The sequence below is a fragment of the Silvimonas amylolytica genome (assembly GCF_014645555.1).
Taxonomy (GTDB): Bacteria; Pseudomonadota; Gammaproteobacteria; order Burkholderiales; family Chitinibacteraceae; genus Silvimonas; species Silvimonas amylolytica.
Genome location: NZ_BMLY01000006.1, coordinates 170,768 through 196,720, shown reverse-complemented (window position 1 = coordinate 196,720; position 25,953 = coordinate 170,768). Strand labels below are relative to the sequence as shown.

The window sequence follows — 25,953 nt, the reverse complement described above, 5'->3', positions numbered from 1 at the left end:
TTTTTCAGTCCTTGTCCGACGGGTTGTCACCCTGGCCGGGCTCGTCGGTCATGTGCTTACTGAGAAAGAGCCCTTGGGCCACCAGGAATACTACTGTCAAACCCAACGTTCCGAACAGTTTGAAGTTGACCCAGGCACTGTAACTAAACAATCGGGCAATGCAGATATTGAGCGCGCCCATGACAGTAAAAAACCCCGCCCAGGCGTAATTGACGCTATTCCAGACCGGTTCGGGCAATGCCATCTGCTTACCCATCATGACTTTCATGAGGTTCTGACCACGCACCCACTGTGAGAACAGCAGCACTGCGGCGAAAATCCAGTAAAGGCCGGTAGGTTTGTACTTGATGATATCCGGGTCATCCAGATATAGCGTCGCGCCGCCCATGACCATGATGAGCACAAAGCTGACGATCAGCATTGCATCAACCTTGCGCCATTTAAGCCAGGCAAATGCCAACTGGATCACGCTGGCGACCATGGTCACCGCAGTGGCAATCAGCATGGCAATCTGGTCAGGCGTTTTGGGCGGAGTGGAATTCTGTGCCGCGAGAACGACTTGCGACAGGATGGGCACATGGCTGGCCAACGCCGCTGCGTGGGCCGGATCATGAGAACTGAAGAAAAACGCCAGAAAAAAGAAGATGACCGGGAAGAGGTCGAAAAAAGCCTTCATTGAGCACAACCATGCACTAGATGGCGCATTATGCATTTGGCTCCAGGCACTGACAAGGCGGCAGATAACAGGCAAAAAAAAAACGCCGCGACTAGCGCGGCGGAAATTCCACTGGAGATACACGAAGCATCAGCTTGCGAAGTGGATATTGCGCTCACGCCGGATATGACGCGTTGATACGGGTCAAGGTATTCCAGGTACAAATCACAAATGCAGTGGAAACAGCAGACAAAACAGGAGGTTCTGCGCCAGTCAAACAGCGAGAGGGATACGAATCAGCAGGATCGAGCGGGGAAAAACAAAGAAAAGGGAGGGGTGGCGAGCCCGACCCCCGGCACTGGCATCAAAAGCTGTGGCTGCTTCCTTCCGGACCTGACCAGGTTCACCTTTTAGCCATGCGGGGAGACCCGCCATCGAGAACAGACGACGACTATAACATAGGCTATCACCCCGCCGCCACTCATTCTGAAAATCACTCCAGGGTGGTTAACTCCCCTGCCCGATTCTCGATGAACAGCTGCCGGCGTTCAGAGAGGTCACTTGTCTGGGCGCAGACCCAGTGGAGTTTGGCCAGGGCAGCCTCAGGAGTCATGTCGTGGGCATTGAGCACACCGGCTTCCAGCAGCGTTTTGCTGGAAGCGTATAACCCCATCTGTACGGCACCGGACACACATTGCGTGCAATTCACAACTAATGCCCGCTTTGCCAGCTGAGCGATCGCGTCCGTCAAATCGGCTTGGGATGGCACGTTGCCACTGCCATAAGTTTCCAGTACGACGCCATCCAGCTCGGCCACAAGGAGTGCCTGCGCCAGCCAACCAGCGCTAAAGCCCGGCGCCAGTGTGAGACGAACAACACGGGCGTCGGCATTCACCGCCGTCACCGCAGCCGCTTTGGCAACCGGTAAAGCCACATTATTGAAAGCCCAGCCGTGACCAAATCGCCTGGCCAGGGGCTGACAGTTGGGGCTATTGAAAGCAGCGTTACGCTCACAATCCACTTTGCGGACTCGATTACCGCGATATGCCACGCCAGCGAACACCACCGCCACTTCCGCCAACGCACCACTGGCCGCAAGACTGATCGCATCGGCGACATTGCCCGGGGCATCACTATCCAGGGCTTCCCATGGGTGTTGCGCGCCGGTCACCACAATCGGCTTACCAAAACCAGCCAGAACAAATGACAGCGCCGATGCGCTCCAGGCCAGTGTATCGGTGCCATGCAACACCACGAAGCCATCAAATTGCTCTACTCGATCAACCATATCCTGCGCAATACGGTTCCAGTCTGCTGGCGTCATGTCACTGGAATCAAGTAGCGGCGTATATTCAATGACTTCCACCCCAGGATACTGGGCTTGCAGGGTGGTAGTCAGAAAGCCTGGTACAGGCGCGAGGCCATCGGGCCCTGGCCGCATACCCAGTGTGCCACCGGTATAAAGAATACAAATTTGCACAGTGATACCTCGAAAACGCGCCACCCGGTACAATCTTTATTCAGACGATGAGCCCGAATGGCAAAAGAAATGACGATTGTTGATAACCGCAAAGCGTTTCACGACTATTTTATCGAAGACCGGCTTGAGGCCGGGCTGCAACTGGAAGGCTGGGAGGTCAAATCCATCCGCGCCGGCCGCGTCGCGTTGAAAGAATCTTATGTGATCTTTTCCAAAGGCGATTTCTGGCTGATGGGTTCGCATATTACGCCGCTCAGTTCTGCCTCGACGCATGTTTATGCAGACCCTACCCGGCTACGAAAACTACTGCTCAAGCGTCACGAAATCATCAAGTGGGCCGAGAAAGTCGAGCGCTCCGGCTATACCGTCGCCGCGTTGAACATGCACTTCAAGAATGGCTACATCAAGCTGGATATCGGCCTTGCGAAGGGCAAAAAACAGCATGACAAGCGTGAAAGCCAGAAAGAACGTGAATGGGTACGTGAGAAGGCACGCATTGTGCGGCAGCACACCAAGCAAGGCTGACGCAATCCTGCGCCATCGCGCCCAACAAAAAGCCCGGTCAACGCCGGGCTTTTTGTTTTGTTCAGAAAGCGATCAGGAACGCGATTCATCCTGGCCCGTGATGCGGCTCTCGCTACCCGTCAGCAGTTTGCGAATGTTCTCGTGATGCCGGACGATCAGCAACACGGAGATCACCAAGACCGAATACAGGTATTCGCGTTGCGGTATGAAATACCAGGTGAGGATTGGTGCAATCACAGCAGCAATCAACGCGGCCAGCGATGAAATCTTGAACCCCTTGGCCAGGATCAACCATACCGCCAGCGTCACCAGTCCGACACGCCAGTCCAGTGCCAGCAAAATCCCGCCTGCTGTCGCAACACCCTTGCCACCCTTGAAGCGGAAAAAGACCGGCCACATATGACCGATGGCAACCGCAAGCGCCGCTGCGGCAATCACCGCGTCCGGCCGGGGCAAGCGCCACAGCCCTACCAGCAAGCTGGCAAACAAGACGGCGACCAACCCCTTGAGGGCATCGCCGATCAACGTCAGCAGCGCCGCTTTTTTGTTGCCAGAGCGCAGGACGTTGGTCGCGCCCGGGTTACCCGAACCATAAGTACGTGGATCGGCCATACCCATTGCGCGGGATACGATCACAGCGAACGAGAGAGAACCGATCAGATAAGCGGCCAGCACGACGATTAACGACTGCATTTGGAAATCCACTACAATAGCGAGTTTTCGATTGTAAGCGATCCGCAGCCGGGAACGTCAAACTGAACCCGCGCCAGGAGTGGTATGGACATCATCTTTTTGCACGGCGTACGCGCCAAAACCCTGATCGGCTGGTATGACTGGGAACGTGTCGCCCCTCAGGTTGTTGAGCTTGATCTGGAAATCGGGCTACCTTCAACCCAGGCTTGTGTCTCTGACAACCTCACTGACACCATCGACTACGACAAAGTCGTTCAACACTTGCGACAAGCCATGGCAGAACAGCACTTCTTGTTGCTTGAGGCCCTGGCCGAACATATCGCGCATCTGATTATGCAGGACTTTTCTGCGCCGTGGACCCGAGTTTCGGTGACCAAGCTGGGTATCTTGCACGAAGTAGGCCGTGTGGGCGTAACGATCGAACGCGGCCAGCGCAGTTGATCCTGTCCTGATTGCCTTTCAGCTTTTTCCGCTTGCGGCTCCGTCCAGGATGCCGGACTCTGATAACTAATCAAACATTCTGCGCGCGCCACACAATGGCGCGCGACACGCCGCAAGCCGTAAGAAAACAAATTGCGCAATGGAAAGTTTTCTTTCCTGGCCAAGGATTGCCCACCCCAACAAGGTGTATGGCGATTCTTGTCGGCTCCGCGTTTTGCGGTAACGGCAATCGCCGTTCTGACAGCCTGTTAGCTCAATAATACCGCCCGTACGGCGCCAGGGTGCGTAGACGGGCTGTATCGTATACACAAAAATCGTCGTTTTATCGCACTTGAAATTAGCAGTTTAAGCCCTTACTAATGTACGATTCATGGTTCACCCAAACAAAACCTGACAATCGATTGACCAGGGACTGTCGTTAATGCGTAGTCGTACCACCGGACCACGTTTTCTCCTCGTATTTTTGGCGCTTGCAATAGCAGTGACCGGGCCCGCTGAAGCGGCCCGGCTTGGCAGTGGTCGTTCAGCCGGCATGCAACGCAACCAGATTACACGCCCTGCGCCTGCGCAGCCGGCACCGGCCCAGCCACAACCTCAACAAACACAGCCTCAACGCTCTGTCGTCGTGCCTGCTTTGGCGGGCGCTGCCGTTGGCGCAGCGGCGGGTTATGCACTTGCTCGCAGTGGCGAGCACGCCTCAAGCGCAAGCGCCTCAGAACAGAGTGGCAGCCTGCCGTGGGGCTGGCTGATCTTGCTTGGCGGTTTGACGCTGGCCGGGTTTATGTTCTTGCGCCGCCGCGAGCGCCCCGTGATTGATCCCTATCCAGAAACCCGCCCGGTCCCCGGCTGGAATGACTCTCGTCTGAACACCCAGGGCAATCAGAAGGTTTACCGTATTGGCGAAGGATTGATGCAAAACGGCCTGAATGCACCGGCCAGCCTGCCAGATGGCACAGACACCCAGGCTTTTCTGCGTCATGCCAAAGCAAGTTTCCAGCATCTGCAAGCCATGAATTCGCCCGAACAACTGGATGAATTGCGCAAATATCTGACGCCGGAACTGTTTGCCGAACTGCAGGCACAAATCCAGGCAAATCGGGAGATCGCTGATTTCCCGTCTCTGAATATTGATCTGCTGGATATCACTGACGAAGCTGCCCGCGTCGTGGCCAGCGTACGTTTCAAAGGTCATGTCAGCGAATATGTGAATGCTCCCGTGGAGCCGTTTGAAGAGATCTGGCACTTCACCAAACAAAAAGCCCCGTCTTCACGCTGGTTGCTGGCAGGTATTGAACAACCTCGCTGATCGCACTTCGCTTCGCGCGTTTCGACAATCAATCACGCTTGATTCGTAAAGGGCCTGCAAATCAACTTTGCAGGCCCTTGCCGTTTATCCATTCGCGGCTCATCCCCACTTATTATCTGATTTTTCCTCATTCTTTTTTCGGACGTGCTCTTGCATATTGTCTGCGAGCGGGCAAATTGCTTTACAGCATCTAAAGTAAAGTATGGTTTAACCCGATATAGCCGTTAACCGATCAACTACGGGTTGCAAACCTTATGTCCAGACTCCGCTCACTCGCAGGTCTTTTTTTTGTCGTTACGGCACTCAGCGGCTGTGATCAGGTCAATACCATGCTGAACAAGCAACAAGCCAACGGCAAAGCGATTGGAGCGGCCTGTCGCCATAGCGGCAGAGCGCTGGAAGATTGCTTCAGCCGCAATCCGAAAGTTGCCAAATCGGATATCTTTGCCGGCTGGAAAGAAATGAACGAATATATGCTTGCCAAAAAAATGGACGTGGTGCCAAGCAGTGCTGAAGACTGCGGCCCTGATCCTGAAGACAAGAAAAAGGCAGCGCCTGAACAACACAACACATCAGCAGCCTCTGAGCCGGCTAAAGACGGCGAATGAGCACAGGAGATGTTTCATAGATGGATACTACTTTGAAAAACTTTCTCGGCCAGATTCCCGCATTTGAAGGATTTTCAGACGAAGACCTGGAAGTGGTCCTTCAGGCTGCGGTACGCCGTCATCTGCCCAAGGGCACCTTTCTGTTTCGCGAAGGCGACCCGGGCGAAGCCATGTATCTTCTCGTGGAAGGTCGCACGCGTTCTTTCACCAGCGATAATCAAGGCAAGGAATTTGTGTTCCTGATTGGTGAAGCCGGCGATGTGTTTGGTGAAACCTCAATGATTGATGATGAACCGCGCAGCTGGTCCACGCAGTGCGAGGAAGATTCCACCTTCCTGATGTTCACCAAGCAAGATTTCCGTACTGCGCTCGATGCCTATCCGCAAGTCAAAGACAAACTGATCCTGTCGCTGGCCCGCATGGTGCGTCGCCTTTCCGCCACCATGAAAAACCTGGCATTGCTGGATGTCTACGGCCGCGTGCGCGCCCTGTTTGAAGGCATGGTGCATGAGCAAGCCGATGGCACCATGATCATCAATGAGCCGCTGACGCAGCAGGCTATTGCCGATCGCGTTGGTTCTTCGCGTGAAATGATTGCCAGAATCCTGAAGGAACTGGTCTTTGGCGGTTACGTGCGTCTGGAAAACAAACGCATCATTCTGCTGCAGCGCATGCCAGAACGTTTCTGATTTACATCGCTGGATCAGGACAGAAAAAGCCGACCTGCTGGTCGGCTTTTTTATTTGTCGGGCATGAAGCCTCAAATGCCCTTGAGTGCTGCCAGCTCCGGCACCGTTGCCTTGAACTCGATCTCATCAATCGTATAGTTCACGACGTCAGCAATGACATAGCTGTCTTCTGCCAGGATTTCCCGCAATGCTTCACGGGATGGGACGTGCACCAGAATCACCCCTCCCAGCCCGCTGCGCTTGGGGCCGGCAGCCAGGAACACGCCCGCATCAAGGTAGCGCTTGACCCAAGCGGCATGACTAGCAATATGGGGTTCGACCGCGGCGGGGCTTTGGGCATAGCTGGCAGTAAGCACATACATGATCCGTTCTCCTTGTTGTGGCAAAACGCCTATCGTTTTGCAGGCACGAGACCATTGTCATTGCCAATCAAAAAACGATAAATATGCTATGTTTTTTAACACCTGCAACTCATGGTTTTAAATAAGCATATGGATCGATTGCAAAGCATGCAGATTTTTGTGCGGGTGGTGGACCTTGGCGGCTTTACCGCAGCGGCGAGAGAATTCGACATCTCAGCCACCATGGTAGGCAAGCATGTGCAGGCCCTGGAACAACGCTTGGGCGTACGCCTGCTTAACCGCACTACCCGCCGCCAGGGGCTCACCGAGGCAGGACGCGTCTATTACCAGCGTTGCCGCCAGGCCTTGATGGAGGTCGAGGCGGCAGATGCCAGTGTCGATATCTTGCGAAATGCCCCTCGCGGCGAGTTGCGCGTAAGTGCGCCGGTCTCGTTCGGTGCCAACCAGCTCTCCCCGACCCTCACCCGCTTTTTGCAAACATTTCCTGAAATCAGCGTGGCCTTGCATCTGAATGATCGCGTGGTTGATCTGGTTGAGGATGGCTACGATGCTGTCATCCGCATCGGCAAACTCAGTGACTCGGGGCTGGTTGCCCGCCCCTTGCGCCCCTATCGGATGCTCTTATGTGCCAGCCCGGACTATCTGGCCAGGTATGGCACGCCCGTACAGCCCGATGAACTGGCTCAGCATGAGTGCATGGACTTTTTGCGATGGGAAACCGAACACACCTGGCGCATGTTTGGCGAAGCCGGCGAAATTCAGGTGCAAGTTCCCGCCCGCCTGACCATCAATAATGGCCAGGCGTTGCGCAATGCAGCGCTTGCCGGGTTTGGCATTGTGATGCAGTCCGAACCCGTGCTTGCGGATGATCTGGCCACGGGACGTCTGGTGCAATTACTGCCCGATTTCACACCGCCGGCCCGCCCCATGCATCTGATTTATCAGGCGGACCGGCAGCCCACACCGAAGCTGAGCGAGTTCATCAACTTCATGCTGACGCACTTCGGAGTCTGATCGGCTGCACCCGGTTCCGTCAGAAATGCCCGTAACCCGCGTCAATGCGACCGCGAATTTGGCCGCAAAACAGCCTATTATCCAGGAAGAATAGATCGCCACCCGGTTTTCAGAAAACACGGAGGACAGGCAACTTGTCTCAGACCCGCTCATACGCGCCAGCCTGCAAAATTGATCACATCGCAGGTGCGGCATGATCGTTGCCCCTATTCCGCCAGACGAAGAAGCACGCCTGCAAGCGCTGAACCAGCTGAATCTGCTCAATAGCGACCCTGATCCTGCACTGGATCGGCTGACCCGACTGGCAGCCAAAGTATTTGGGGTCGAAAACGCGCTGATTTCACTCGTTGCTGCGGATTTCCAATTCTTCAAATCCTGTTACGGATTTACCGGCAAACGTACCGCGCGCGATGTCTCGTTCTGTGGTCACACCATCATCGAAGATGATCTGCTGGTCATGGAAGACGCACGTGTTGATCCGCGATTTCACGATAACCCTTCGGTCATTGGCCCACCGTATATTCGCTTTTGTGCCGGCAAAGCACTCAAAACGCTGAGTGGGTACCGCATTGGCTCGCTCTGCGTGTTCGACCCGCACCCGCGCAAGCTCGATGAAGCCGGGATCCACATGCTGGTTGACGTCGCGACGCTGGTGCAAAAGGAGTTGCACGCGCGTGAGTTCGCCATTCGTGCCTCTCTGTCGCAAGCACGCGCCAGTGAAGAAATCATCCACCAGGAAAGCCTGTTTCGCAGCACGTTTGATCAGGCTGCCGTTGGGCTGGCGCATCGGAGCCTTGATGGTGACTGGCTGCGGGTGAACGCGCGTTTTGCCAATTTACTGGGGTATAACGTCACCTCGCTGCTGGCGGTGCCGCTGGATGAGTTGCTGGATGTTGAGGCTGCCGCACGAATGGCCGCTCGGCGAGAACGTCTGATCAATGGGGGCGAGGTAGAACGCAGCGAAGAACAGATCTTGCATCGGGATGGCCACAAAGTCTGGGTGGAATTCACCTATTCATTGTTTCGGGGTGATACCGGCCAGCCGTGGTTCCTCGTACTGGTAGCGCAGGACATCTCTGCACGCAAGGCAGCGGAAGCGCGTTTGCAGGAGTTACAAGCCAGCCTGCAAGCCGAAGTCACGGCACGCACACAGCAACTCTCATCCGCCAACGTACAACTGGCGCGGGCCTTGGGCGAGTTACGGGTGATCCAGGATCAGACATTGATCAAAAAGCGCCGGTTGAGCGATACGCTGGACACCGCGCTGGAAGCATTTGTCGGCGCCACGCCAGAAGGCACGATTCTGGAGTGGAATCAGCAGGCGTCCGAAATCTTCGGCTGGACCCGCGATGAAGCATTGGGCAGCAATTTTGCAGATCTGATCATCATGCCAGAGCATCGGGACGAAGTGCGCGCCGCCGTTCGTGCTTATGTAGAGTTTGCCGATTTACCGCAATTGTTCGAGCGCGGCGAAATGCACGCCCGCCACAAAGATGGTCATCCTGTTGAAGTAGAAAAGACCGTGTCGCCGATCTGGGATAACGGTCGCTATTTGTTCAATATCTTTCTGCACGACATCTCGGCCCGAAAACATGCCGAGGCGCAATTACGAGAAAGCCAGGAACAGTTGCAGACCATCATGGATAACGTGCCGGTTCTGATCGGTTATATCGAATCGACCCTGCGTTGCCGGTATATGAACGCGACCTATGAAGACTGGTTTGGTCGCGATCCGCAGTTAATCATGGATCTGCCGATACCCGACGTGGTCTCACCGGAAGAATGGCAGCTGATTGAGGGCTTGATTCGCAGCGCGCTAGCTGGCAAGAAATGCGCGGGAGATATCCATCTGGATTCCGGCGACAAGCCTCGGGATGTCCGTCTGAGCATGGTGCCAGACGTGGCGCCAGACGGTCACGTGCGCGGCTGCTACGCGCTGGGTGTTGATCTGACTGATCGCAAACGCCTGGAAGAAACATTGCGCCGTGAAGCAATGGAAGACCCGTTAACCGGATTGCCCAATCGGCGCGCGATCTTGCAATTGATTGAGCAAGCATGCGAGCGTCAGGCACGGCATCCGCAGGCGCTGGCTGTGTTTTTTCTTGATCTGGATGGCTTCAAAGCAGTCAATGATCGCTTTGGACATGACGCCGGCGATGAGGTGTTGACCACGTTCGGACGCCGCCTGCAAGCCTGTGTACGCAAGACAGATGCAGTCGCCCGGTTGGCTGGGGATGAATTCACCATCTTGCTGGAAGACCTGCAAAACCCCCAAATTGATGCCACGCGTGTCGCACAGAAAATTGTGCAAGCCATGCAGCAGCCGTTTGATCTGGGCGAGCATCAAATCACGCTTTCGACCAGTATCGGCATTGCATTGCATCAGCCCGGCGAACCCGTTAACGCCGAAGAACTATTGTCTGCGGCCGATGCGGCCATGTATGAAGTCAAGCAAACCACCAAAAACGGCTATCGCTTCGCACCTGCTGTCGGCGGGAGTACCGAAGAGGGCAAGACCGCCTGACATCTTGCATACCAGGCGAACAACGTGAATGACTTTCAGTGCTTTTTACGAGCCGGACAGTCGTCGCATGGTTTGGTCGGGGAACACACTTTATCCAGGCTTTGCGAAAGCGCACACACCGACCGGCGGCAGGCCACAAAGCGGATGTTTTCTTCGTGCGCCATTTCGCGATAGTGGCGCATGACGTTATGTCCCAGAAAATCCGTGAACAGGATAATCAAATCCACACCCTTGAGCGTGGCAGGCTTGCGCTGATGGGCAGCATTACGGCCTGACACGTGTTTGTGGATGGCAATCCCGTACTGGTTCAGCACGTCCGGGATATTGCCAAGGGTATCTGCACCAACAATAAAAGCATTCATGAAGCACTCCATCGCCAGGTAACTGGTGGTGAAACACCGGAACACGTTGCCCGGTGATTCGATGGAATGCACTCTAATCTAAATGAGAATTGTTATCAACAATTATATATTACAGTTTTGTCAGCCACCCTTGGGAACTTCTGCAAGCGCTTGCTCACCACAAACATGCCTCATGGCTCATCTGCAAGTTGCAAAATGACTTTGCCCAGATTTTTACCTGCGCCCACGTACTGATGCGCCTCAGCCGCTTGTTCCCAGCCAAACACCTTGTCTACCGTTACCTGCAATGCGCCAGTGACAAGACGCGGTAGCACATAGTCACGCACCTGCCGGGATAACCGACGCTTCACCGGCAACGCTTGTGGACGCAATGTAGATCCGCGCACTGTCTGTCGCTTGACCAGTAGCAAGCCCATGTTTGCCTCGGTCTGTGGGCCACGCAGCATACCAATCACGATGATCTGGCCATCCGGATTCAAACAAGCCTGGTTATGCGGTAAGTAGTCCCCCCCCACGCCATCCAGAATCAAGTCAACGCCTCCGGCCAGTTTGATCTCTGCAGCAAAATCCTGAGTCTTGTAGTCGATCACCATGTCGGCTCCGAGGCGCGCGCAATACGCCCCCTTCTCTGCCCCACCCGCCGTGACCGCCACCCACGCGCCATGGGCTTTGCAAAGCTGTATGGCCGCGCTACCGACGCCTGATGCACCAGCATGGATGAGTACGCGCATATCTTCACGCAGATCACCCAGTTCAACCAGATTGAACCAGGCGGTCATCCAGGCCTCAGGCAAGCTGGCAGCGGAGACGTCATCCAGCTCGTCCGGAAGCGTGATCGCAACACCGGCATCAAGCACGCAGAACTGTGCATAACCACCACCGCCCACCAACCCTGCAACGCGATCGCCAATGACAAAACCGGAGACATCTTCACCCAACGCGGCTACTTCTCCGGCGATCTCCAATCCCAAAATGGTCGAATCTCCGGGCGGTGGCGGATATTTCCCCTCACGCTGCATGAGGTCCGCACGATTGATACCCGCAGCTTTGACTTTGACCAGCAATTGACCCGGGCCGGGGCGTGGCAGGTCTACATTACCCAGATGCAGGGTTTCAGGGCCGCCTGCAGCGGATTGCACAATGGCTCGCATGACTGGTTCTCCAGAATTTTTATCAGGGCATCAGCATATGGGATGACCAGGTTGCGTGAAAGTTCGACTTGGCACGGTCTGGCTGCCAGACTGACAGACAAGAAAAAACCACGGCAAGCCGTGGTTTTTCAAAGGGCATACTCCCGGCGACCAAAGCCGCCGGGTTCACGCAGGAGGCTTAAGCCTCCGGTGCCACCGGGGCGGTACCAGCTTCATCGTTCAACACAGCCTTGATCGACAAACGTACACGACCTTTCTCGTCTTGCTCCAGTGCCTTCACGCGAACAACCTGACCTTCCTTGAGGTGGTCAGAGACGTTCTTGATGCGCTCGTTGGCGATCTGGCTGATGTGCACCAGACCATCGCGGCCCGGCATGATCGATACGATAGCGCCAACGTTGTTGTCCAGAATCTTGACAACCGGGCCTTCGTAGATCTTGCCGATTTCCACTTCAGCGGTAATTTCGCTGATGCGGCGCTTGGCTTCATCGGCGCCTTCAGCGCTGATGGAAGCAATGGTGATCGTGCCGTCTTCCTGGATGTCGATCTGGGTGCCGGTTTCTTCGGTCAGTGCGCGGATCACGGAACCGCCCTTGCCGATCACGTCACGGATCTTTTCCGGGTTGATCTTCATGGTGTACAGACGCGGAGCATGTTGCGACACTTCTGCGTTCGCGCCAGCCACTTCAGACTTCATGATGCCCAGGATGTGCAGGCGACCAGCTTGAGCCTGTTCCAGAGCGACCTTCATGATTTCCTTGGTGATGCCGTCGATCTTGATGTCCATCTGCAGCGCGGTCACGCCAGCGTCGGTACCCGCTACCTTGAAGTCCATATCGCCCAGATGATCTTCGTCACCCAGGATGTCGGTCAGCACGGCAAAACGGTTGCCTTCCTTGATCAGGCCCATGGCGATACCAGCCACATGCTTCTTCAGAGGCACGCCGGCATCCATCAGCGCCAGACAACCACCGCACACAGACGCCATCGAAGACGAACCGTTGGATTCGGTGATTTCCGACACCACGCGCATGGAGTAACCAAACTCTTCAGCCGTCGGCAGCACAGCGATCAGCGCGCGCTTGGCCAGACGACCGTGGCCGATTTCGCGGCGCTTCGGCGTGCCTACACGGCCGGTTTCACCGGTGGAGTACGGCGGGAAGTTGTAATGCAGCATGAAGCGGTCGGAGTACTCACCGGCCAGTGCATCAATCTTCTGCTCGTCCAGCTTGGTGCCCAGGGTGGCCACAACCAGACCTTGGGTTTCACCACGGGTGAACAGTGCAGAACCGTGGGTACGCGGCAGTACGCCGGTACGAACGGTGATCGGACGCACAGTGCGGGTATCACGACCGTCGATACGCGGGAAACCATCCAGAATCTGGTTACGAACGATCTTGGCTTCCATGTTGTGGAAAATGCCGCGGATCTTGTTCGCTTGCAGGGTATCGGTTTCTTCGGTGATCAGAGCAGCCTTTACCTTGTCCCAGGCTTCGCCCAGTTTGGCGGTACGGGCTTGCTTCTGGGCAATACGGAACGCTGCGCCGATATCGGCACCGGCGATTTCAGCGATCTGGGCTTCCAGCGCGCTGTCCGCAGTGGGTTCGTCCCACTCCAGCAGTTCCGGATTGACTTCGTCAGCCAGTTCGTTGATGGCCTTGATGGCCTTTTGCATTTCGTCGTGACCAAACACAACGGCGCCCAGCATGACTTCTTCGGACAGTTCTTGCGCTTCCGATTCCACCATCAGCACCGCTTTTTCAGTACCGGCAACCACCAGGTCCAGCTGGCTGCTGGCCAGTTCTTCCTTGGTCGGGTTCAGCAGGTACTGACCATTGGCATAACCCACGCGAGCAGCGCCAATCGGACCCTGGAACGGCACACCGGAAATAGCCAGTGCTGCGGAAGCACCGATCATGGCCGGAATGTCAGAGTCAATTTGCGGATCAAGCGACACGACAGTGGCGATGATCTGGATTTCGTTGAAGAAACCTTCCGGGAACAGCGGGCGGATCGGACGATCGATCAGGCGGCTGGTCAGAATTTCTTTTTCGGAAGGACGACCTTCACGCTTGAAGAAACCGCCGGGGATTTTACCCGCAGCGTAGGTACGCTCTTGATAATCAACGGTCAGCGGGAAGAAATCCTGACCGGGTTTTACGCCGCGAGCTGCCACGACAGTGACCAGCACCACGGTATCATCCATGGAAACCAGAACCGCACCGGATGCCTGGCGGGCGATTTCGCCCGTTTCCAGTGTTACGGTGTGTTTGCCGTATTGGAAAGACTTCGAAATTTTATTGAACACGGATTGCTATCCTTTTCAGTGATGCGCTTTTCGGCCACAAGCGCGTGCGATTGCCGCTGCGGTCAGGCCGGGAGACGATGCTGGTCGCGTTGTGTTCGGCGCAAGCCAGTACCATCCGGGACAAAAGAGCGAAGCCACAAGGCGATTTGCCGCTGCGCCAATGACGCGCAACCAGCATGCCGCTTCGCTTTCACAAGACCTTGTCCGTAACCGCCAGTTCCAGCACAGTCCAACACCCGTTTGTTTGCCGCCAGAACTGCGATTTGACAAACATACGGTACAACCAGGCTGCCTTTTCAATCCGGTACCCCGGAAAAAGGAAAAGGCACCTGCCTATTCATTCTGGTTATTTACCTGACCAGAATGAATGGGCAAGTGCCCTCTGCCCGCCTCACCATCAGGGCAAGGCGGCATGCCACAAACAAAAAAGTCGCAGTTTTCACTGCGACTTTTTCGCGGACCATTACTTGCGCAGACCCAGCTTCGCGATCACATCGCGATAGGTGTCAGCATCAGTACGCTTGAGGTAGTCCAGCAGGCGGCGACGACGGGAAACCATCTTCAGCAGACCACGACGGGAGTGGTGATCCTTGGCGTTGGCCTTGAAGTGAGGGGTCAGGTCGTTGATACGAGCGGTCAGCAGTGCAATTTGCACTTCCGGGCTACCGGTATCACCGGCGGCGCGTTGGAATTGACCTACGATTTCAGCCTTCTGGGCAACAGAAACAGTCATGTTATTACTCCGATAAATGGTCTCAAACCACCACTGCAGCGGTTTTCAGACCAGACAAGCAAATCCGAGCGACTAACCCGGGTTTGCTCCATTAACCAGCTACTGCACTCATTACTTACGCCGTAGCTAGCAGACGTTTGGGCCGCAGCACATCATCGGATGCCACTTCGCCCAAACCAAGGAACGCGCGATTATGCCCGTTTTGCGGCGAGCCGTAAAGCTGGAAGAGTCCCGCTCCATCGGGCCATTCCGCCCGACGGCCGACACTCATGCCATGCAAAATGCGGTCAGTGTCCTCAGGAGACAGTTCAATCTGCGGCAAATCGGTCACCAGCGTCTGCGGTGCCATCAAGCGTGCTTCGCGCTGCGGCATTTCAAGCAGGCCCAATTCATCCAGCCCAATTGCGTCATCCAGCAAAAACCCGGCCGTACGCGTACGCCGCAAACCAGCCAGATACGCCCCGCAACCCAAGACACGGCCAATGTCATCGGCCAGTGTGCGCACGTAGGTGCCCTTGGAGCAGGACACGTCCAGCACCAGTACATCACGCTCAAAGCTGACGATATCAAGCGAATAAATCGTCACGGCACGTGCCGCACGTTCAATCTCGACACCTTGTCGCGCGTATTCATACAGCGCCTTGCCCTGATGCTTGAGTGCCGAATGCATCGGCGGCACTTGTTCGATATCGCCGGTGAACGCCTTGAGAACCGCGTTGATTTGCGAGAGATCGCAGGTCACCTCACCACTACGCGTGATGCCACCCTCGCCATCTAGCGTGGTTGACACCTGCCCGAGTTGTAGCGTGGCGCGATAACCCTTGTCGGCGTCAAGCATACGCTGGGCAAACTTGGTGGCTTCGCCAAAACATAACGGCAACAGACCAGTGGCAAATGGGTCAAGGACCCCGGTGTGACCCGCTTTTTCTGCCTGCAAGAGCCAGCGGGCTTTTTGCAAAGCATTGTTGCTGGATACGCCAAACGGCTTATCCAGCAAAAGGACACCATCAATCTTTCGTTTCGCCATTCGCGAGACTCAGCCTTCCTGCTCGTCGTCCGGCGCCTTCGAAAGGCTGGCCGCCTTCTGGATCAAGCTGTCGAGGGCCATGCCACGCTCAACCGAGTGGTCGTATTCAAAATGCAGTTCTGGCATTTTGAACAGCGACAATCCCTTGGCCAGCTGGCTGCGGATAAAGCCCTTGGCCGCTTCCAGCTTGTCTGCGATGTCCGTCGCGTCTTCCGGCGTGCCGAGGAAGGTGTAGAAAATTTTTGCATGCGAGTAATCACGCGTGACTTCAACGTCAGTGATCGTGATCAACGAGGCCTTGGGGTGATCAAGCTCAGCGCGGATCAGTTCAGCCGTGTCGCGTTGCAATTGCTGCGACAAGCGATCGGCACGCGAGTAGTTCTTTGTCTGTCTAGGCATAGGAATGTGAAGCATCAGGCGTGGGGGTGAGGTGTAGCCCGCACGCGTTCATATAAAAGCAAAAGGCGCAGGCAGATGCCTGCGCCACCGGCGCGGGGGTGGAGGTTTTACACCTCACACCACCACCCTCACGCCTCACTCACACCATTACAGTGTGCGTGCGATTTCAACGATTTCGAAGACTTCCAACTGATCGCCTTCCTGGATGTCATTGTAGTTCTTCAGCTGCAGGCCACACTCGTAGCCAGACTTGACTTCCTTGACATCATCCTTGAAGCGCTTGAGCGTTTCGAGTTCGCCTTGATGGATTACCACGTTGTTGCGCAGTACGCGGACACCCGCACCGCGCTTGACCATGCCGTCCAGCACGTAACAACCGGCAATCGAACCCACCTTGGAGATCACGAACACCTGGCGGATTTCCACCAGACCGATCACTTGTTCCTTCTTCTCTGGCGCCAGCATGCCCGAGAGCGCTGCCTTCACGTCATCTACCGCATCATAAATGATGTTGTAGTAACGGATATCCACGCCTTCGTGCTCAGCAAGCTTGCGAGCGGCCGCATCGGCACGCACGTTAAAGCCCACGACCACAGCCTTGGAAGCCAGTGCCAGGTTGATATCAGACTCACTGATACCACCCACGGCCGAGTGCAGGATCTGGACGCGGACTTCGTCGGTCGAGAGCTTTTGCAGCGAACCGGCCAGCGCTTCCAGCGAGCCTTGCACGTCGCTCTTGATGATGATCGGCAGGCGTTGAACTTCGCCACCTTCGGCCATCTGAGCAAACATGTTTTCCAGCTTGGCTGCCTGTTGCTTGGCAAACTTGACATCACGGAACTTGCCCTGACGGAACAAGGCGATTTCACGCGCCTTCTTTTCGTCAGCCAGCACCATGGCGTCTTCACCGGCGGTCGGCACTTCGGACAGGCCCAGAATTTCCACCGGGATGGACGGGCCTGCTTCGGTAATCGGCTTGCCGTTTTCGTCCAGCATGGCACGGATACGACCGAATACACCGCCCGCCAGCAGCACGTCACCCTTCTTCAGGGTACCGGACTGAACCAGCATGGTCGCCACGGCACCGCGACCCTTGTCCAGACGGGCTTCAATAATGATGCCCTTGGCCGGCGCGTCAATTGCAGCCTGCAGTTCCAGCACTTCGGCTTGCAGCAAGATGGCGTCAAGCAGATTGTCGATACCCGTGCCTTGCTTGGCAGAGACTTCGATAAACTGTGTATCGCCACCCCAGTCTTCCGGCACAACTTCTTGTGCAACCAGTTCCTGGCGGATGCGTTCTGCGTTGGCACCTTGTTTGTCGATCTTGTTGACTGCAACCACCATCGGCACACCAGCCGCCTTGGCATGGTGAATCGCTTCAATGGTTTGCGGCATCACGCCATCATCAGCAGCAACGACCAGCACCACGATGTCCGTCGCAGATGCACCGCGAGCACGCATGGCGGTAAACGCTTCGTGACCCGGGGTATCCAGGAAGGTGATCACACCCTTCTCGGTCTCAACATGGTACGCACCAATGTGCTGCGTAATGCCACCAGCTTCACCTGCGGCCACTTTGGCGCGACGGATGTAATCCAGCAGCGACGTCTTGCCGTGGTCAACGTGACCCATGACGGTCACAACCGGAGCGCGCGGCAACAGTTCGTGCTCGCCCTTATCGTCGTCGCCCAGGTAGGTTTCCGGATCATCAAGCTTGGCAGCGACCGGGGTGTGGCCCATTTCTTCCACGACGATCATCGCGGTTTCCTGGTCCAGCACCTGGTTGATGGTCACCATCATGCCCATTTTCATGAGCGCCTTGACGACCTCAACACCCTTCACCGCCATCTTGTGGGCCAGATCAGCCACACTGATGGTTTCAGGCACGTCTACCGTGTGCACAATCGGCTCGGTCGGCGCCTGGAAGGCATGCGCGTTCGCATCATGCTGTTGCTGTCTGTGACGACCGCCGCCCTTGCGGGACTTCCAGTCGTTGCCACCGGTGGCATCGCCACCCTTGGTGCGCAAACCGCCGCCCTTCTTGCCGCCACCTGCACCACCACCTGCTTTGCGTTCCTCTTCCCAGCTACCCTTCTCGCCCTTCTTCTTGTCAGCAGGACGGGATGGTGCCGGTGCTGGCGCAGCAGCCTTGGCGGGTTCCGGGGCGCGCAACGGTTCGTTGCGCGGCTTGCGCAACTCAACGCGCATGCCGATACGCGGACGCGAATCATCCGAACGGGTCGAGGCATGGGCCGGAGCTCGCGCCGGGGCTGGAGCTGGCACTGGTTCCGCAACAACGGGTGCCGGGGCTGGGGCAGGAGCCGATGCCACAACTGCGGGAGCTGCAACCGGTTCAACCACAACGGGGGCATCTACCGGAGCAGGCACCGATGCGGCCTCAGCCACAACGTTTTCGACCGGAGCAGCATCAACGACTGCGGCTTCGGCAACGGGCTCAGGACGCGGGTCGCGGTGATGCTTGGCACGCATCTCTGCGGCCTGACGGGCAAACAGTTCGTTCTGGCGATTGGCTTCCGCCTCTCGCGCTGCACGCTCGTTGGCATCTACAATCGGCGCAGACGGTGCAGCATTGCTGACCGGTGCTTCAGCCTGAACGGCGGGCTGACCGCCTTCCGGCGTAACGACCACACGCTTTTTCCGGACCTCAACCTGAATGGTCTTGGCCTTGCCGGTCGCATCGGTCTTGCGGATTTCACTGGTCTGTTTACGTTGCAGGGTAATGCGCGGCTTGTCTCCAGCTGCACCATGCTTCTTTTGCAAATGGTCCAGCAGGCGCGACTTGTCCTCGGCCGTCACGGAGTCCGATTCACTTTGCTTGGCGACACCTGCCGCCCGCAGTTGCTCCAGCAATTCTTGCGACGGCATTTTCAGCTCTGCCGCGAATTGACTGACTTTCAGTTCACTCATGCAATTCCTCCCGCCTTATGCGAACCAATGCTCGCGGGCCTTCATAATCAGCTGTTTGGCATCGTCGTCGGCGATACCGGTCATTTCCACCAGTTCGTCGACAGCCAGTTCGGCCAGGTCGTCTCGCGTATGGATATCGTGTTCTGCCAGCTTGCCAGCCAGATCGGCTGTCATACCTTGCAGACTCTTCAGATCTTCCGTCTGGTGCTCCAGTTGCTCTTCATGCACGATGGCCTGGGTCAGCAAGGCATCACGGGCACGGGCACGCAGCTCGTTCACGGTATCCTCATCAAACGCCTCGATCTCGAGCATTTCATTCAGCGGCACATAGGCCACTTCTTCCAGCGTGTTAAAGCCTTCCTGCACCAGCACGTCGGCCACATCTTCGTCCACATCCAGCGCTTTGACGAACAGCTCGCGGACCTTGGTGAATTCGGCTTCGTTTTTCTCTTCAGCCTGATTCACCGTCATGATGTTCAGTTTCCAGCCCGTGAGTTCGGAAGCGAGCTTCACGTTCTGGCCGCCACGGCCAATCGCCATGGCTAGATTTTCTTCGTCAACGATCACATCCATCGCGTGACTTTCTTCATCCACAACAATGGAGCTCACGTCAGCAGGGCTCAGAGCGCCGATCACGAATTGCGCCGGGTCAGCCGACCACAGCACGATGTCGACACGCTCGCCAGCCAGCTCGTTGGTCACCGCATTCACACGGGTACCGCGAACACCAATACAAGTGCCTTGCGGATCAACACGCTGATCGTTGGACTTGACGGCGATCTTGGCACGCATGCCTGGGTCGCGGGCAATGCCTTTGAGCTCGATCAGGCCGTTTTCGATTTCCGGCACTTCCATCTCGAACAGTTTGCCCATGAAATCCGGCGCAATACGGCTCAACACCAGTTGCGGACCACGACCAAGGCGATCAATACGCAACAGGAAAGCACGCACGCGGTCACCCACGCGCAGGTTTTCCTTGGGGATCATCTGGTCACGCGGCAATACGGCTTCAAGCTTGCCCAGTTCGATAATCGCGTTGCCACGTTCGATGCGCTTGATGGTGCCGTTGACAACATGTTCACGACGATCCAGGAAGTCATTCAGGTTCTGCTCGCGCTCAGCGTCACGAATCTTTTGCAGAATGACCTGTTTGGCGGTTTGCGCGCCAATCCGGCCAAACTCGATCGGCTCGAGTTCTTCTTCCCAGGTATCACCCAGTTTCAGATTCTTGTCGTAATCCGGTGCATCCGTAATTGCGATCTGGCGCGATGGCTCTTCGTGGTCGTTGTCTTCCACCACAGTCCAGACGCGGAAGCTGCGATAGTCGCCCGAGTCACGGTCGATCGAAACACGTACATCTACTTCATCGTCGTAACGCTTCTTGGTGGCCGAAGCCAATGCCAGTTCCAGCGCGGTAAACACGACGTCTTTTTCAACATTCTTTTCACGCGCCAGTGCGTCGACCAGCAACAGAATTTCACGGCTCATTGTCTATTTCCCCCGGCAAAGCCCGGCCAGCTGTATTGTCGGTATTCACTCACCGTCTGGAATCAGAACTGCGGTTCCAGACGCACTTTATCGATCTGCGCCATTTCAAGGCTGATGCGCTCGCCATCGGCTTCAATTACAACGCGGCCGTCTTCATAGCCAATCAGTTTGCCCAGAAGACGCTTGCGTTTGTCCGGCAGCGGCAGGCGCAGCTTTGCACGCACCATCTGGCCGGCAAAACGCTCGAAATCAGCAGGCGTTTTCAACGCGCGATCAAGCCCGGGCGACGACACTTCCAATCGCTCGTAGCCAATGTTTTCCACCTCGAACAAACGCTGGAGATGGTTGCTGACCGTGGCACAATCTTCCACGGTGATGCCGCCCGGTTTGTCGATGAAAATGCGGACCAGCCCGTTCTGGGCCAGTTCCACATCCACCAGCTCGTATCCGAGCCCCGGGACGGTCAGTTCAAGCACGCTTTGCAGACTCACTGCCATAAAAACGCAAAATCCTTTTCGCAAACAAAAAATGGGCTGCTACAACAGCGCCCATTCTCAAGCACTCCCTACTGCGCAAGGGCCTCGATCAACTGATCGTAAAACGCCTCACCAGGGGATAAACCCGATTCTATCAGAAACAAGACTTTGGCGAAACTCTGCCGTAAACCCGGACGCTACAATGGATAACCCGCTTGTTGGTTGTACGTTCCGGCACTAGAGTATCGCCAAAACAAGAACCCCTCTGCAGGTTCAACATGGAGAAGAGATATATGGACCGCCCCTGGTTTTCCAGTTACCCCGCCGGAATCCCGCACGAGATCAACATGAACGAGTTCTCGTCAATCCCGGATGTGATCGCGCAAACGCTGGTCAAATACGCCGACCGGACTGCGTTCATCAATATGGGCAAGTCCATCAGCTATCACGAGCTCGATGAGCTCACCACCGCGTTTGCAGCTTACCTGCAACAGGATCTGAAACTGGCTCGCGGCACCCGCGTCGCCATCATGATGCCCAACCTACTGCAATATCCGGTCGCCTTGTTCGGCATTCTGAAGGCCGGTATGGTCGTGGTAAATGTCAATCCGCTTTACACACCGCGCGAGCTGGAACACCAACTCAAAGATTCAGGCGCCGAAGCCATTGTCATTGTCGCCAACTTTGCCCATACACTCGAAAAAGCGATCAGCGGCACGAACGTAAAACACGTGATCGTGACCGAAATTGCAGACATGCTGGACTTCCCCAAGCGCTTGCTGGTGAACAGCGTGGTCAAATATGTGAAGAAGATGGTGCCCGCGTACTCGTTGCCCGGCGCAGTCTCCTTCAATAGCGCAATCAAGATCGGCCAAGGCCTGCATTTCAGCCTGGTTCGCCTCACACACGACGATCTGGCGTTCTTGCAATACACCGGTGGCACCACCGGTGTCGCTAAGGGCGCCATGCTGACGCACGGCAATATCGTCGCCAATATGCAGCAGGCGCACGCCTGGATTTCTGGCGCCGTACGCGATGGCCAGGAACTGATCGTCACCGCCCTGCCGCTTTACCATATCTTCTCGCTCACCGCGAACGGCATGATCTTCACCAAGCTGGGCGCAACCAACTTGCTGATCACCAATCCGCGCGATATCCCTGGTTTTGTAAAAGAACTTGGCAAATATCCGGTCACGGCGATTACCGGCGTGAATACGCTGTTTGGCGCCCTCGTGAATAACGAAGAGTTCAACAAGCTGGATTTCTCCACCTGGCGCCTCACTCTGGGTGGCGGCATGGCGGTACAGCAGTCCGTCGCTGACAAATGGAAAAAAGTCACTGGCGTCACGCTGGTAGAGGCCTACGGCCTGACCGAAACCTCCCCTGCGGCCATGATCAACCCGATGACGCTGCGCGAATACAATGGCATGATTGGTTTGCCCATCCCATCGACGGACGCGCAGATTCGCAACGATCAAGGCCAGGTCTTGCCACCGGGCGAAGCCGGCGAGTTGTTCATCAAAGGCCCGCAGGTCATGAAGGGCTACTGGCAACGCAAGGACGAAACCATCAAGGTCCTCGGCGATGACGGTTTTCTGGGCACGGGCGACGTGGCCATCATGTCTCCGACCGGGTTCTTCCGCATCGCGGATCGCAAGAAAGACATGGTGCTGGTTTCTGGCTTCAACGTTTACCCCAATGAGGTGGAAGACGTGGTTGCCAAACACCCAGGCGTACTGGAAGTGGCGTGTATTGGTGTACCGGATGACAAATCCGGCGAAGCAGTCAAGATTTTTGTGGTGAAGAAAGATCCAACCCTCACGGAAGCGCAAATCATCGCGTATTGCCGTGAACAACTGACTAATTACAAAGTCCCGCGCCAGGTTGAATTCCGCGATCAATTGCCCAAATCCAACGTGGGCAAGATTTTGCGAAGAGAACTGCGCCAGGGCTAAATGAATGATCGGGAGGGAGTTGCCGTGAACCTGATGCCGTTTTTCAAACTCATGTCGGAGCGCCAGGCCTCTGATTTGTTCCTGTCGGCCAACGCGCCGATCACGATCAAAATCCAGGGTGTGTGCTATCCGGTCAACAATCAGGTTCTAGGTGCCGACCACGTCAAGCAACTGGTCTACCAGATCATGAACCCGCAACAAATTGCGCGGTTTGAAAAAGATCTGGAACTGAACATGGGCATGGCGCTGGAAGGCGTCGGCAGCTTCCGGATCAACGTATTCAAAAGCCGTGGCAGCGTGGCCATGGTGGTGCGCTTTATCAAGCCCAACGCCGCCACGCTCGAAGAACTGCGCATGCCGGGTCTGTTAAAAGACCTGGTGATGGAAAAACGCGGGATTATTCTGGTGGTTGGCGCAACCGGTAGCGGCAAATCGTCCACAGTGTCCGCCATGCTGGAACACCGCAACCAGAATCACTCCGGGCACATCCTGACCATGGAAGACCCGATTGAGTATCTGTATACCCACAAAAAAAGCCTCGTGAACCAACGCGAAGTGGGTGTCGATACGCACAGCTTTAACGACGCACTGAAAAACGCGATGCGTGAAGCACCAGATGTCCTGATGATTGGCGAAATGCGCGACCGCGAAACCGTGACTTACGCCATGCAATATGCACAGGCCGGTCACCTGTGTATCAGTACACTGCACGCCAACAATAGTTATCACTCGCTGGCGCGGATGGTGAACTTCTTCCCGCAAGAAGCCCGGGAAAGCCTGCTGTACGACCTTTCGACCTCGCTCAAGGCCATCATTTCGCAGCGCTTGATCCGCAACAAACAGGGCAAGTTGATCCCGGCCGTAGAAATCTTGCTAAACACCGCCCGGATTTCCGAGCTGATCCGTGATGGTCATCTCTCTGACATCAAGGAAGCCATGGAGCAAAGCCTGGCCGAAGGCTCGCAAACCTTTGAACAGTCGCTCTATCGCCTCTATCGCGCGGGCGAAGTGGATCTGGATGAAGCCCTGCGCAATGCAGACTCTGCCACCAACCTGTCCTGGATGGTGAACAACGCCCAAACGGTTGAAGAGCAAGATGCCGCCTCCAGCAAGAAGTCAGGCGAGCCCGAAGCGGCCGACTTGAACTTCAACATTTCCCTGCATTGATCAGCGTTAAGCCGCATAATCAGGGCCGCCCAAAAAGCGGCCCTTTTTATTGGGTAACGCCCTTTCCATTTGCAGCATGTGAGTACACCCATGAAGCTTTACGGCATTCCGAATTGCGACACCGTCAAGAAAGCCCGCACCTGGCTGACTGAACAAGGCCATGAATACGCATGGCATGACTTCAAGAAAAACGGCGTCAGCCAGGAGCTGCTGGCCGGCTGGATTGCCCAGATCGGCTGGGAGCCTTTGGTTAACCGTCAAGGCACGACCTGGCGCAAGCTTGATGATGCGACCAAAGCCAGCGTAGTCGATGCAGCGTCGGCCATGGCCGTCATGATGGCTCAGCCGTCTGTCATCAAACGTCCGGTACTGGATCGCGATGGTCAGATCACCGTGGGCTATAAACCCGATTTGTATGAAAGTCTTTTCCGTTAAGCCAGAAGCCGGCCTGACGCGTTAAGCAATCCATTGAACAATTGAACACACCACGAGAAAAACCGAAGACGATGAGCGATCCCACCCTGGAACTGACCGAAGCGCTGATGCGCCGTGCCTCTGTCACCCCCGATGACGCCGACTGCCAGACCATCATGGCGCGGCGGCTGTCTGATCTGGGTTTCCATATTGAGCACCTGCGTTTTGGCGAGGTAGATAACCTCTGGGCTCGCAAGGGCGATAGCGGCCCGGTGCTGGTGTTTGCCGGCCATACCGATGTGGTGCCTACAGGCCCGGTGGATCGCTGGCACTCGGACCCGTTTGCCCCGGAAATCCGTGACGGCATGCTATATGGTCGTGGCGCCGCCGACATGAAAGCGTCGCTGGCGGCGTTCATTACCGCCACCGAAGGTTTCCTGAAGGATCACCCCAATCACAAGGGTTCGATCGCTTTTCTGATTACGTCCGATGAGGAAGGCCCGGCGCACGATGGCACCGTCAAGGTCATCGAAACCCTGGCGGCGCGTAACGAGAAGATCGATTTCTGCATCGTCGGCGAGCCCACCAGTTCGCAACAGTTTGGCGATATGATCAAGAATGGCCGCCGCGGCTCGCTCTCCGGCCACCTGATTGTGCACGGCGTGCAAGGGCATATTGCCTATCCGCACCTGGCCAAAAATCCGATCCACAGCTTTGCACCTGCTCTGGCCGAACTGGTCGAAACCGAATGGGATAAGGGTAACGAATACTTCCCGCCCACGACCTGGCAGATCTCCAACATGCACAGTGGCACGGGCGCAACCAACGTCATCCCGGGCACGGTTGAAGTCCTGTTCAACTTCCGGTTCTCGACGGAAAACACCGCCGACACGCTGAAAGCCAGGCTGGAAAGCATTCTGGACAAGCACGGCGTCGAACATGAAATCAGCTGGACGCTCTCAGGCGAGCCGTATCTGACCGGCCAGGGTGAACTCGTCAGCAGCATTCAGTCCGCCATTGAAGAAGAAACCGGTGTGACACCAGAGTTGTCGACGACCGGGGGTACCTCTGATGGTCGGTTCATTGCCAAATTTTGCCCGCAAGTTGTCGAATTCGGGCCGCTGAATGCCACCATTCACAAGCTCAACGAATGCGTCGCCGTGGCTGATTTGCCCAAGCTCTCTGGTGTCTATCGCCGTGTACTGGAAAAGCTGATCGCCTGATTACCGCGATCGTCGCCTCAAGGAA

General features: G+C 56.1%; 24 protein-coding genes and 1 other RNA gene. 11 read left to right on the top strand and 14 right to left on the bottom strand.

The window, feature by feature from the left end; genetic code table 11:
• Nucleotides 1-4: 4 nt before the first annotated feature.
• The 3 genes from IEX44_RS16705 to IEX44_RS16695 form a co-directional block, all read right to left on the bottom strand.
• Nucleotides 5-676, bottom strand: a complete 672-nt coding sequence (locus IEX44_RS16705) for a septation protein A (protein ID WP_188696583.1) — start codon at nucleotides 674-676, stop codon at nucleotides 5-7.
• 314 nt (nucleotides 677-990) lie between these two features.
• Nucleotides 991-1,088: signal recognition particle sRNA small type (ffs, locus tag IEX44_RS16700), an RNA gene on the bottom strand.
• A gap of 60 nt (nucleotides 1,089-1,148) precedes the next feature.
• A complete protein-coding gene (locus IEX44_RS16695; RefSeq protein WP_188696579.1) occupies nucleotides 1,149-2,135 on the bottom strand; it encodes an asparaginase in 987 nt (328 codons plus the stop codon).
• Nucleotides 2,136-2,204: 69 nt separating this feature from the next.
• Between IEX44_RS16695 and smpB the strand changes: the two genes are divergently transcribed.
• Complete coding sequence (smpB, locus tag IEX44_RS16690; RefSeq protein WP_188696577.1) at nucleotides 2,205-2,660, top strand: SsrA-binding protein SmpB; 456 nt, start codon at nucleotides 2,205-2,207, stop codon at nucleotides 2,658-2,660.
• Between the two features lie 72 nt (nucleotides 2,661-2,732).
• Here smpB and plsY read toward each other — a convergent pair whose 3' ends face one another.
• On the bottom strand, nucleotides 2,733-3,353 hold the full coding sequence (gene plsY, locus IEX44_RS16685; protein ID WP_188696574.1) for a glycerol-3-phosphate 1-O-acyltransferase PlsY: 621 nt from the start codon (nucleotides 3,351-3,353) through the stop codon (nucleotides 2,733-2,735).
• An 84-nt stretch (nucleotides 3,354-3,437) separates the two neighbouring features.
• Between plsY and IEX44_RS16680 the strand changes: the two genes are divergently transcribed.
• The 4 genes from IEX44_RS16680 (at nucleotide 3,438) to IEX44_RS16665 (ending at nucleotide 6,397) form a co-directional block, all read left to right on the top strand.
• Nucleotides 3,438-3,794: a dihydroneopterin aldolase gene (locus IEX44_RS16680; RefSeq protein ID WP_188696571.1), complete on the top strand. Its 357-nt coding sequence runs from the start codon at nucleotides 3,438-3,440 to the stop codon at nucleotides 3,792-3,794.
• Nucleotides 3,795-4,419: 625 nt separating this feature from the next.
• The gene (locus tag IEX44_RS16675) at nucleotides 4,420-5,100 is read left to right on the top strand and encodes a Tim44 domain-containing protein (protein WP_188696568.1); all 681 of its coding nucleotides are present in this window, start codon (nucleotides 4,420-4,422) and stop codon (nucleotides 5,098-5,100) included.
• A 329-nt stretch (nucleotides 5,101-5,429) separates the two neighbouring features.
• Nucleotides 5,430-5,708 carry a hypothetical protein gene (locus IEX44_RS16670; protein ID WP_188696565.1) on the top strand — a complete coding sequence of 93 codons (279 nt, stop codon included), beginning with the start codon at nucleotides 5,430-5,432 and terminating at the stop codon, nucleotides 5,706-5,708.
• Between the two features lie 20 nt (nucleotides 5,709-5,728).
• The gene (locus IEX44_RS16665) at nucleotides 5,729-6,397 is read left to right on the top strand and encodes a Crp/Fnr family transcriptional regulator (protein WP_188696562.1); all 669 of its coding nucleotides are present in this window, start codon (nucleotides 5,729-5,731) and stop codon (nucleotides 6,395-6,397) included.
• Nucleotides 6,398-6,468: 71 nt separating this feature from the next.
• On the opposite strand, the gene IEX44_RS16660 is transcribed toward IEX44_RS16665, so the two are convergent.
• On the bottom strand, nucleotides 6,469-6,759 hold the full coding sequence (locus IEX44_RS16660; RefSeq protein WP_188696559.1) for a YciI family protein: 291 nt from the start codon (nucleotides 6,757-6,759) through the stop codon (nucleotides 6,469-6,471).
• A 147-nt stretch (nucleotides 6,760-6,906) separates the two neighbouring features.
• Here IEX44_RS16660 and IEX44_RS16655 point away from each other — a divergent pair, with 147 nt between their 5' ends.
• Both IEX44_RS16655 and IEX44_RS16650 read left to right on the top strand, forming a co-directional pair.
• A complete protein-coding gene (locus IEX44_RS16655; protein WP_229679245.1) occupies nucleotides 6,907-7,773 on the top strand; it encodes a LysR family transcriptional regulator in 867 nt (288 codons plus the stop codon).
• A 193-nt stretch (nucleotides 7,774-7,966) separates the two neighbouring features.
• Entirely contained in the window at nucleotides 7,967-10,297 is a 2,331-nt protein-coding gene (locus IEX44_RS16650) for a sensor domain-containing diguanylate cyclase (RefSeq protein ID WP_188696555.1), read from the top strand.
• Between the two features lie 35 nt (nucleotides 10,298-10,332).
• On the opposite strand, the gene IEX44_RS16645 is transcribed toward IEX44_RS16650, so the two are convergent.
• The 9 genes from IEX44_RS16645 to rimP form a co-directional block, all read right to left on the bottom strand.
• A complete protein-coding gene (locus IEX44_RS16645) occupies nucleotides 10,333-10,659 on the bottom strand; it encodes a DUF2325 domain-containing protein (protein ID WP_188696553.1) in 327 nt (108 codons plus the stop codon).
• Nucleotides 10,660-10,829: 170 nt separating this feature from the next.
• Entirely contained in the window at nucleotides 10,830-11,810 is a 981-nt protein-coding gene (locus IEX44_RS16640) for an NAD(P)H-quinone oxidoreductase (protein ID WP_188696551.1), read from the bottom strand.
• Between the two features lie 178 nt (nucleotides 11,811-11,988).
• The gene (gene pnp / locus IEX44_RS16635) at nucleotides 11,989-14,118 is read right to left on the bottom strand and encodes a polyribonucleotide nucleotidyltransferase (protein ID WP_188696548.1); all 2,130 of its coding nucleotides are present in this window, start codon (nucleotides 14,116-14,118) and stop codon (nucleotides 11,989-11,991) included.
• A gap of 463 nt (nucleotides 14,119-14,581) precedes the next feature.
• The gene (gene rpsO / locus IEX44_RS16630; RefSeq protein ID WP_188696546.1) at nucleotides 14,582-14,851 is read right to left on the bottom strand and encodes a 30S ribosomal protein S15; all 270 of its coding nucleotides are present in this window, start codon (nucleotides 14,849-14,851) and stop codon (nucleotides 14,582-14,584) included.
• Nucleotides 14,852-14,966: 115 nt separating this feature from the next.
• Nucleotides 14,967-15,878: a tRNA pseudouridine(55) synthase TruB gene (gene truB, locus IEX44_RS16625; protein ID WP_188696543.1), complete on the bottom strand. Its 912-nt coding sequence runs from the start codon at nucleotides 15,876-15,878 to the stop codon at nucleotides 14,967-14,969.
• Nucleotides 15,879-15,887: 9 nt separating this feature from the next.
• Nucleotides 15,888-16,277 (bottom strand): 30S ribosome-binding factor RbfA, encoded by a 390-nt coding sequence (gene rbfA, locus IEX44_RS16620; protein ID WP_188696540.1) that lies wholly within the window; start codon nucleotides 16,275-16,277, stop codon nucleotides 15,888-15,890.
• A 147-nt stretch (nucleotides 16,278-16,424) separates the two neighbouring features.
• Nucleotides 16,425-19,205: a translation initiation factor IF-2 gene (infB, locus tag IEX44_RS16615; RefSeq protein ID WP_188696537.1), complete on the bottom strand. Its 2,781-nt coding sequence runs from the start codon at nucleotides 19,203-19,205 to the stop codon at nucleotides 16,425-16,427.
• Nucleotides 19,206-19,220: 15 nt separating this feature from the next.
• Entirely contained in the window at nucleotides 19,221-20,693 is a 1,473-nt protein-coding gene (nusA, locus tag IEX44_RS16610; protein WP_188696534.1) for a transcription termination factor NusA, read from the bottom strand.
• A 62-nt stretch (nucleotides 20,694-20,755) separates the two neighbouring features.
• Nucleotides 20,756-21,184: a ribosome maturation factor RimP gene (gene rimP / locus IEX44_RS16605; RefSeq protein WP_188696900.1), complete on the bottom strand. Its 429-nt coding sequence runs from the start codon at nucleotides 21,182-21,184 to the stop codon at nucleotides 20,756-20,758.
• 278 nt (nucleotides 21,185-21,462) lie between these two features.
• Here rimP and fadD point away from each other — a divergent pair, with 278 nt between their 5' ends.
• From fadD to dapE, 4 genes are all read left to right on the top strand, one after another.
• Complete coding sequence (fadD, locus tag IEX44_RS16600) at nucleotides 21,463-23,124, top strand: long-chain-fatty-acid--CoA ligase FadD (protein WP_188696531.1); 1,662 nt, start codon at nucleotides 21,463-21,465, stop codon at nucleotides 23,122-23,124.
• Between the two features lie 33 nt (nucleotides 23,125-23,157).
• Nucleotides 23,158-24,291 (top strand): PilT/PilU family type 4a pilus ATPase, encoded by a 1,134-nt coding sequence (locus IEX44_RS16595; protein ID WP_229679256.1) that lies wholly within the window; start codon nucleotides 23,158-23,160, stop codon nucleotides 24,289-24,291.
• A 90-nt stretch (nucleotides 24,292-24,381) separates the two neighbouring features.
• The gene (locus IEX44_RS16590; RefSeq protein WP_188696527.1) at nucleotides 24,382-24,726 is read left to right on the top strand and encodes an ArsC family reductase; all 345 of its coding nucleotides are present in this window, start codon (nucleotides 24,382-24,384) and stop codon (nucleotides 24,724-24,726) included.
• Between the two features lie 71 nt (nucleotides 24,727-24,797).
• The gene (gene dapE / locus IEX44_RS16585) at nucleotides 24,798-25,928 is read left to right on the top strand and encodes a succinyl-diaminopimelate desuccinylase (protein WP_188696525.1); all 1,131 of its coding nucleotides are present in this window, start codon (nucleotides 24,798-24,800) and stop codon (nucleotides 25,926-25,928) included.
• Nucleotides 25,929-25,953 lie beyond the last annotated feature (25 nt).

What these genes read in the sequence shown, in the direction of transcription:
- IEX44_RS16705 (WP_188696583.1), bottom strand. Translation starts at nt 676, where the DNA reads ATGAAGGCTTTTTTCGACCTCTTCCCGGTCATCTTCTTTTTTCTGGCG.
- smpB (WP_188696577.1), top strand. Translation starts at nt 2,205, where the DNA reads ATGACGATTGTTGATAACCGCAAAGCGTTTCACGACTATTTTATCGAA.
- plsY (WP_188696574.1), bottom strand. Translation starts at nt 3,353, where the DNA reads ATGCAGTCGTTAATCGTCGTGCTGGCCGCTTATCTGATCGGTTCTCTC.
- IEX44_RS16680 (WP_188696571.1), top strand. Translation starts at nt 3,438, where the DNA reads ATGGACATCATCTTTTTGCACGGCGTACGCGCCAAAACCCTGATCGGC.
- IEX44_RS16670 (WP_188696565.1), top strand. Translation starts at nt 5,430, where the DNA reads ATGCTGAACAAGCAACAAGCCAACGGCAAAGCGATTGGAGCGGCCTGT.
- IEX44_RS16665 (WP_188696562.1), top strand. Translation starts at nt 5,729, where the DNA reads ATGGATACTACTTTGAAAAACTTTCTCGGCCAGATTCCCGCATTTGAA.
- IEX44_RS16660 (WP_188696559.1), bottom strand. Translation starts at nt 6,759, where the DNA reads ATGTATGTGCTTACTGCCAGCTATGCCCAAAGCCCCGCCGCGGTCGAA.
- IEX44_RS16655 (WP_229679245.1), top strand. Translation starts at nt 6,907, where the DNA reads ATGCAGATTTTTGTGCGGGTGGTGGACCTTGGCGGCTTTACCGCAGCG.
- IEX44_RS16650 (WP_188696555.1), top strand. Translation starts at nt 7,967, where the DNA reads ATGATCGTTGCCCCTATTCCGCCAGACGAAGAAGCACGCCTGCAAGCG.
- IEX44_RS16645 (WP_188696553.1), bottom strand. Translation starts at nt 10,659, where the DNA reads ATGAATGCTTTTATTGTTGGTGCAGATACCCTTGGCAATATCCCGGAC.
- IEX44_RS16640 (WP_188696551.1), bottom strand. Translation starts at nt 11,810, where the DNA reads ATGCGAGCCATTGTGCAATCCGCTGCAGGCGGCCCTGAAACCCTGCAT.
- rpsO (WP_188696546.1), bottom strand. Translation starts at nt 14,851, where the DNA reads ATGACTGTTTCTGTTGCCCAGAAGGCTGAAATCGTAGGTCAATTCCAA.
- truB (WP_188696543.1), bottom strand. Translation starts at nt 15,878, where the DNA reads ATGGCGAAACGAAAGATTGATGGTGTCCTTTTGCTGGATAAGCCGTTT.
- rbfA (WP_188696540.1), bottom strand. Translation starts at nt 16,277, where the DNA reads ATGCCTAGACAGACAAAGAACTACTCGCGTGCCGATCGCTTGTCGCAG.
- infB (WP_188696537.1), bottom strand. Translation starts at nt 19,205, where the DNA reads ATGAGTGAACTGAAAGTCAGTCAATTCGCGGCAGAGCTGAAAATGCCG.
- nusA (WP_188696534.1), bottom strand. Translation starts at nt 20,693, where the DNA reads ATGAGCCGTGAAATTCTGTTGCTGGTCGACGCACTGGCGCGTGAAAAG.
- fadD (WP_188696531.1), top strand. Translation starts at nt 21,463, where the DNA reads ATGGACCGCCCCTGGTTTTCCAGTTACCCCGCCGGAATCCCGCACGAG.
- IEX44_RS16595 (WP_229679256.1), top strand. Translation starts at nt 23,158, where the DNA reads ATGCCGTTTTTCAAACTCATGTCGGAGCGCCAGGCCTCTGATTTGTTC.
- IEX44_RS16590 (WP_188696527.1), top strand. Translation starts at nt 24,382, where the DNA reads ATGAAGCTTTACGGCATTCCGAATTGCGACACCGTCAAGAAAGCCCGC.
- dapE (WP_188696525.1), top strand. Translation starts at nt 24,798, where the DNA reads ATGAGCGATCCCACCCTGGAACTGACCGAAGCGCTGATGCGCCGTGCC.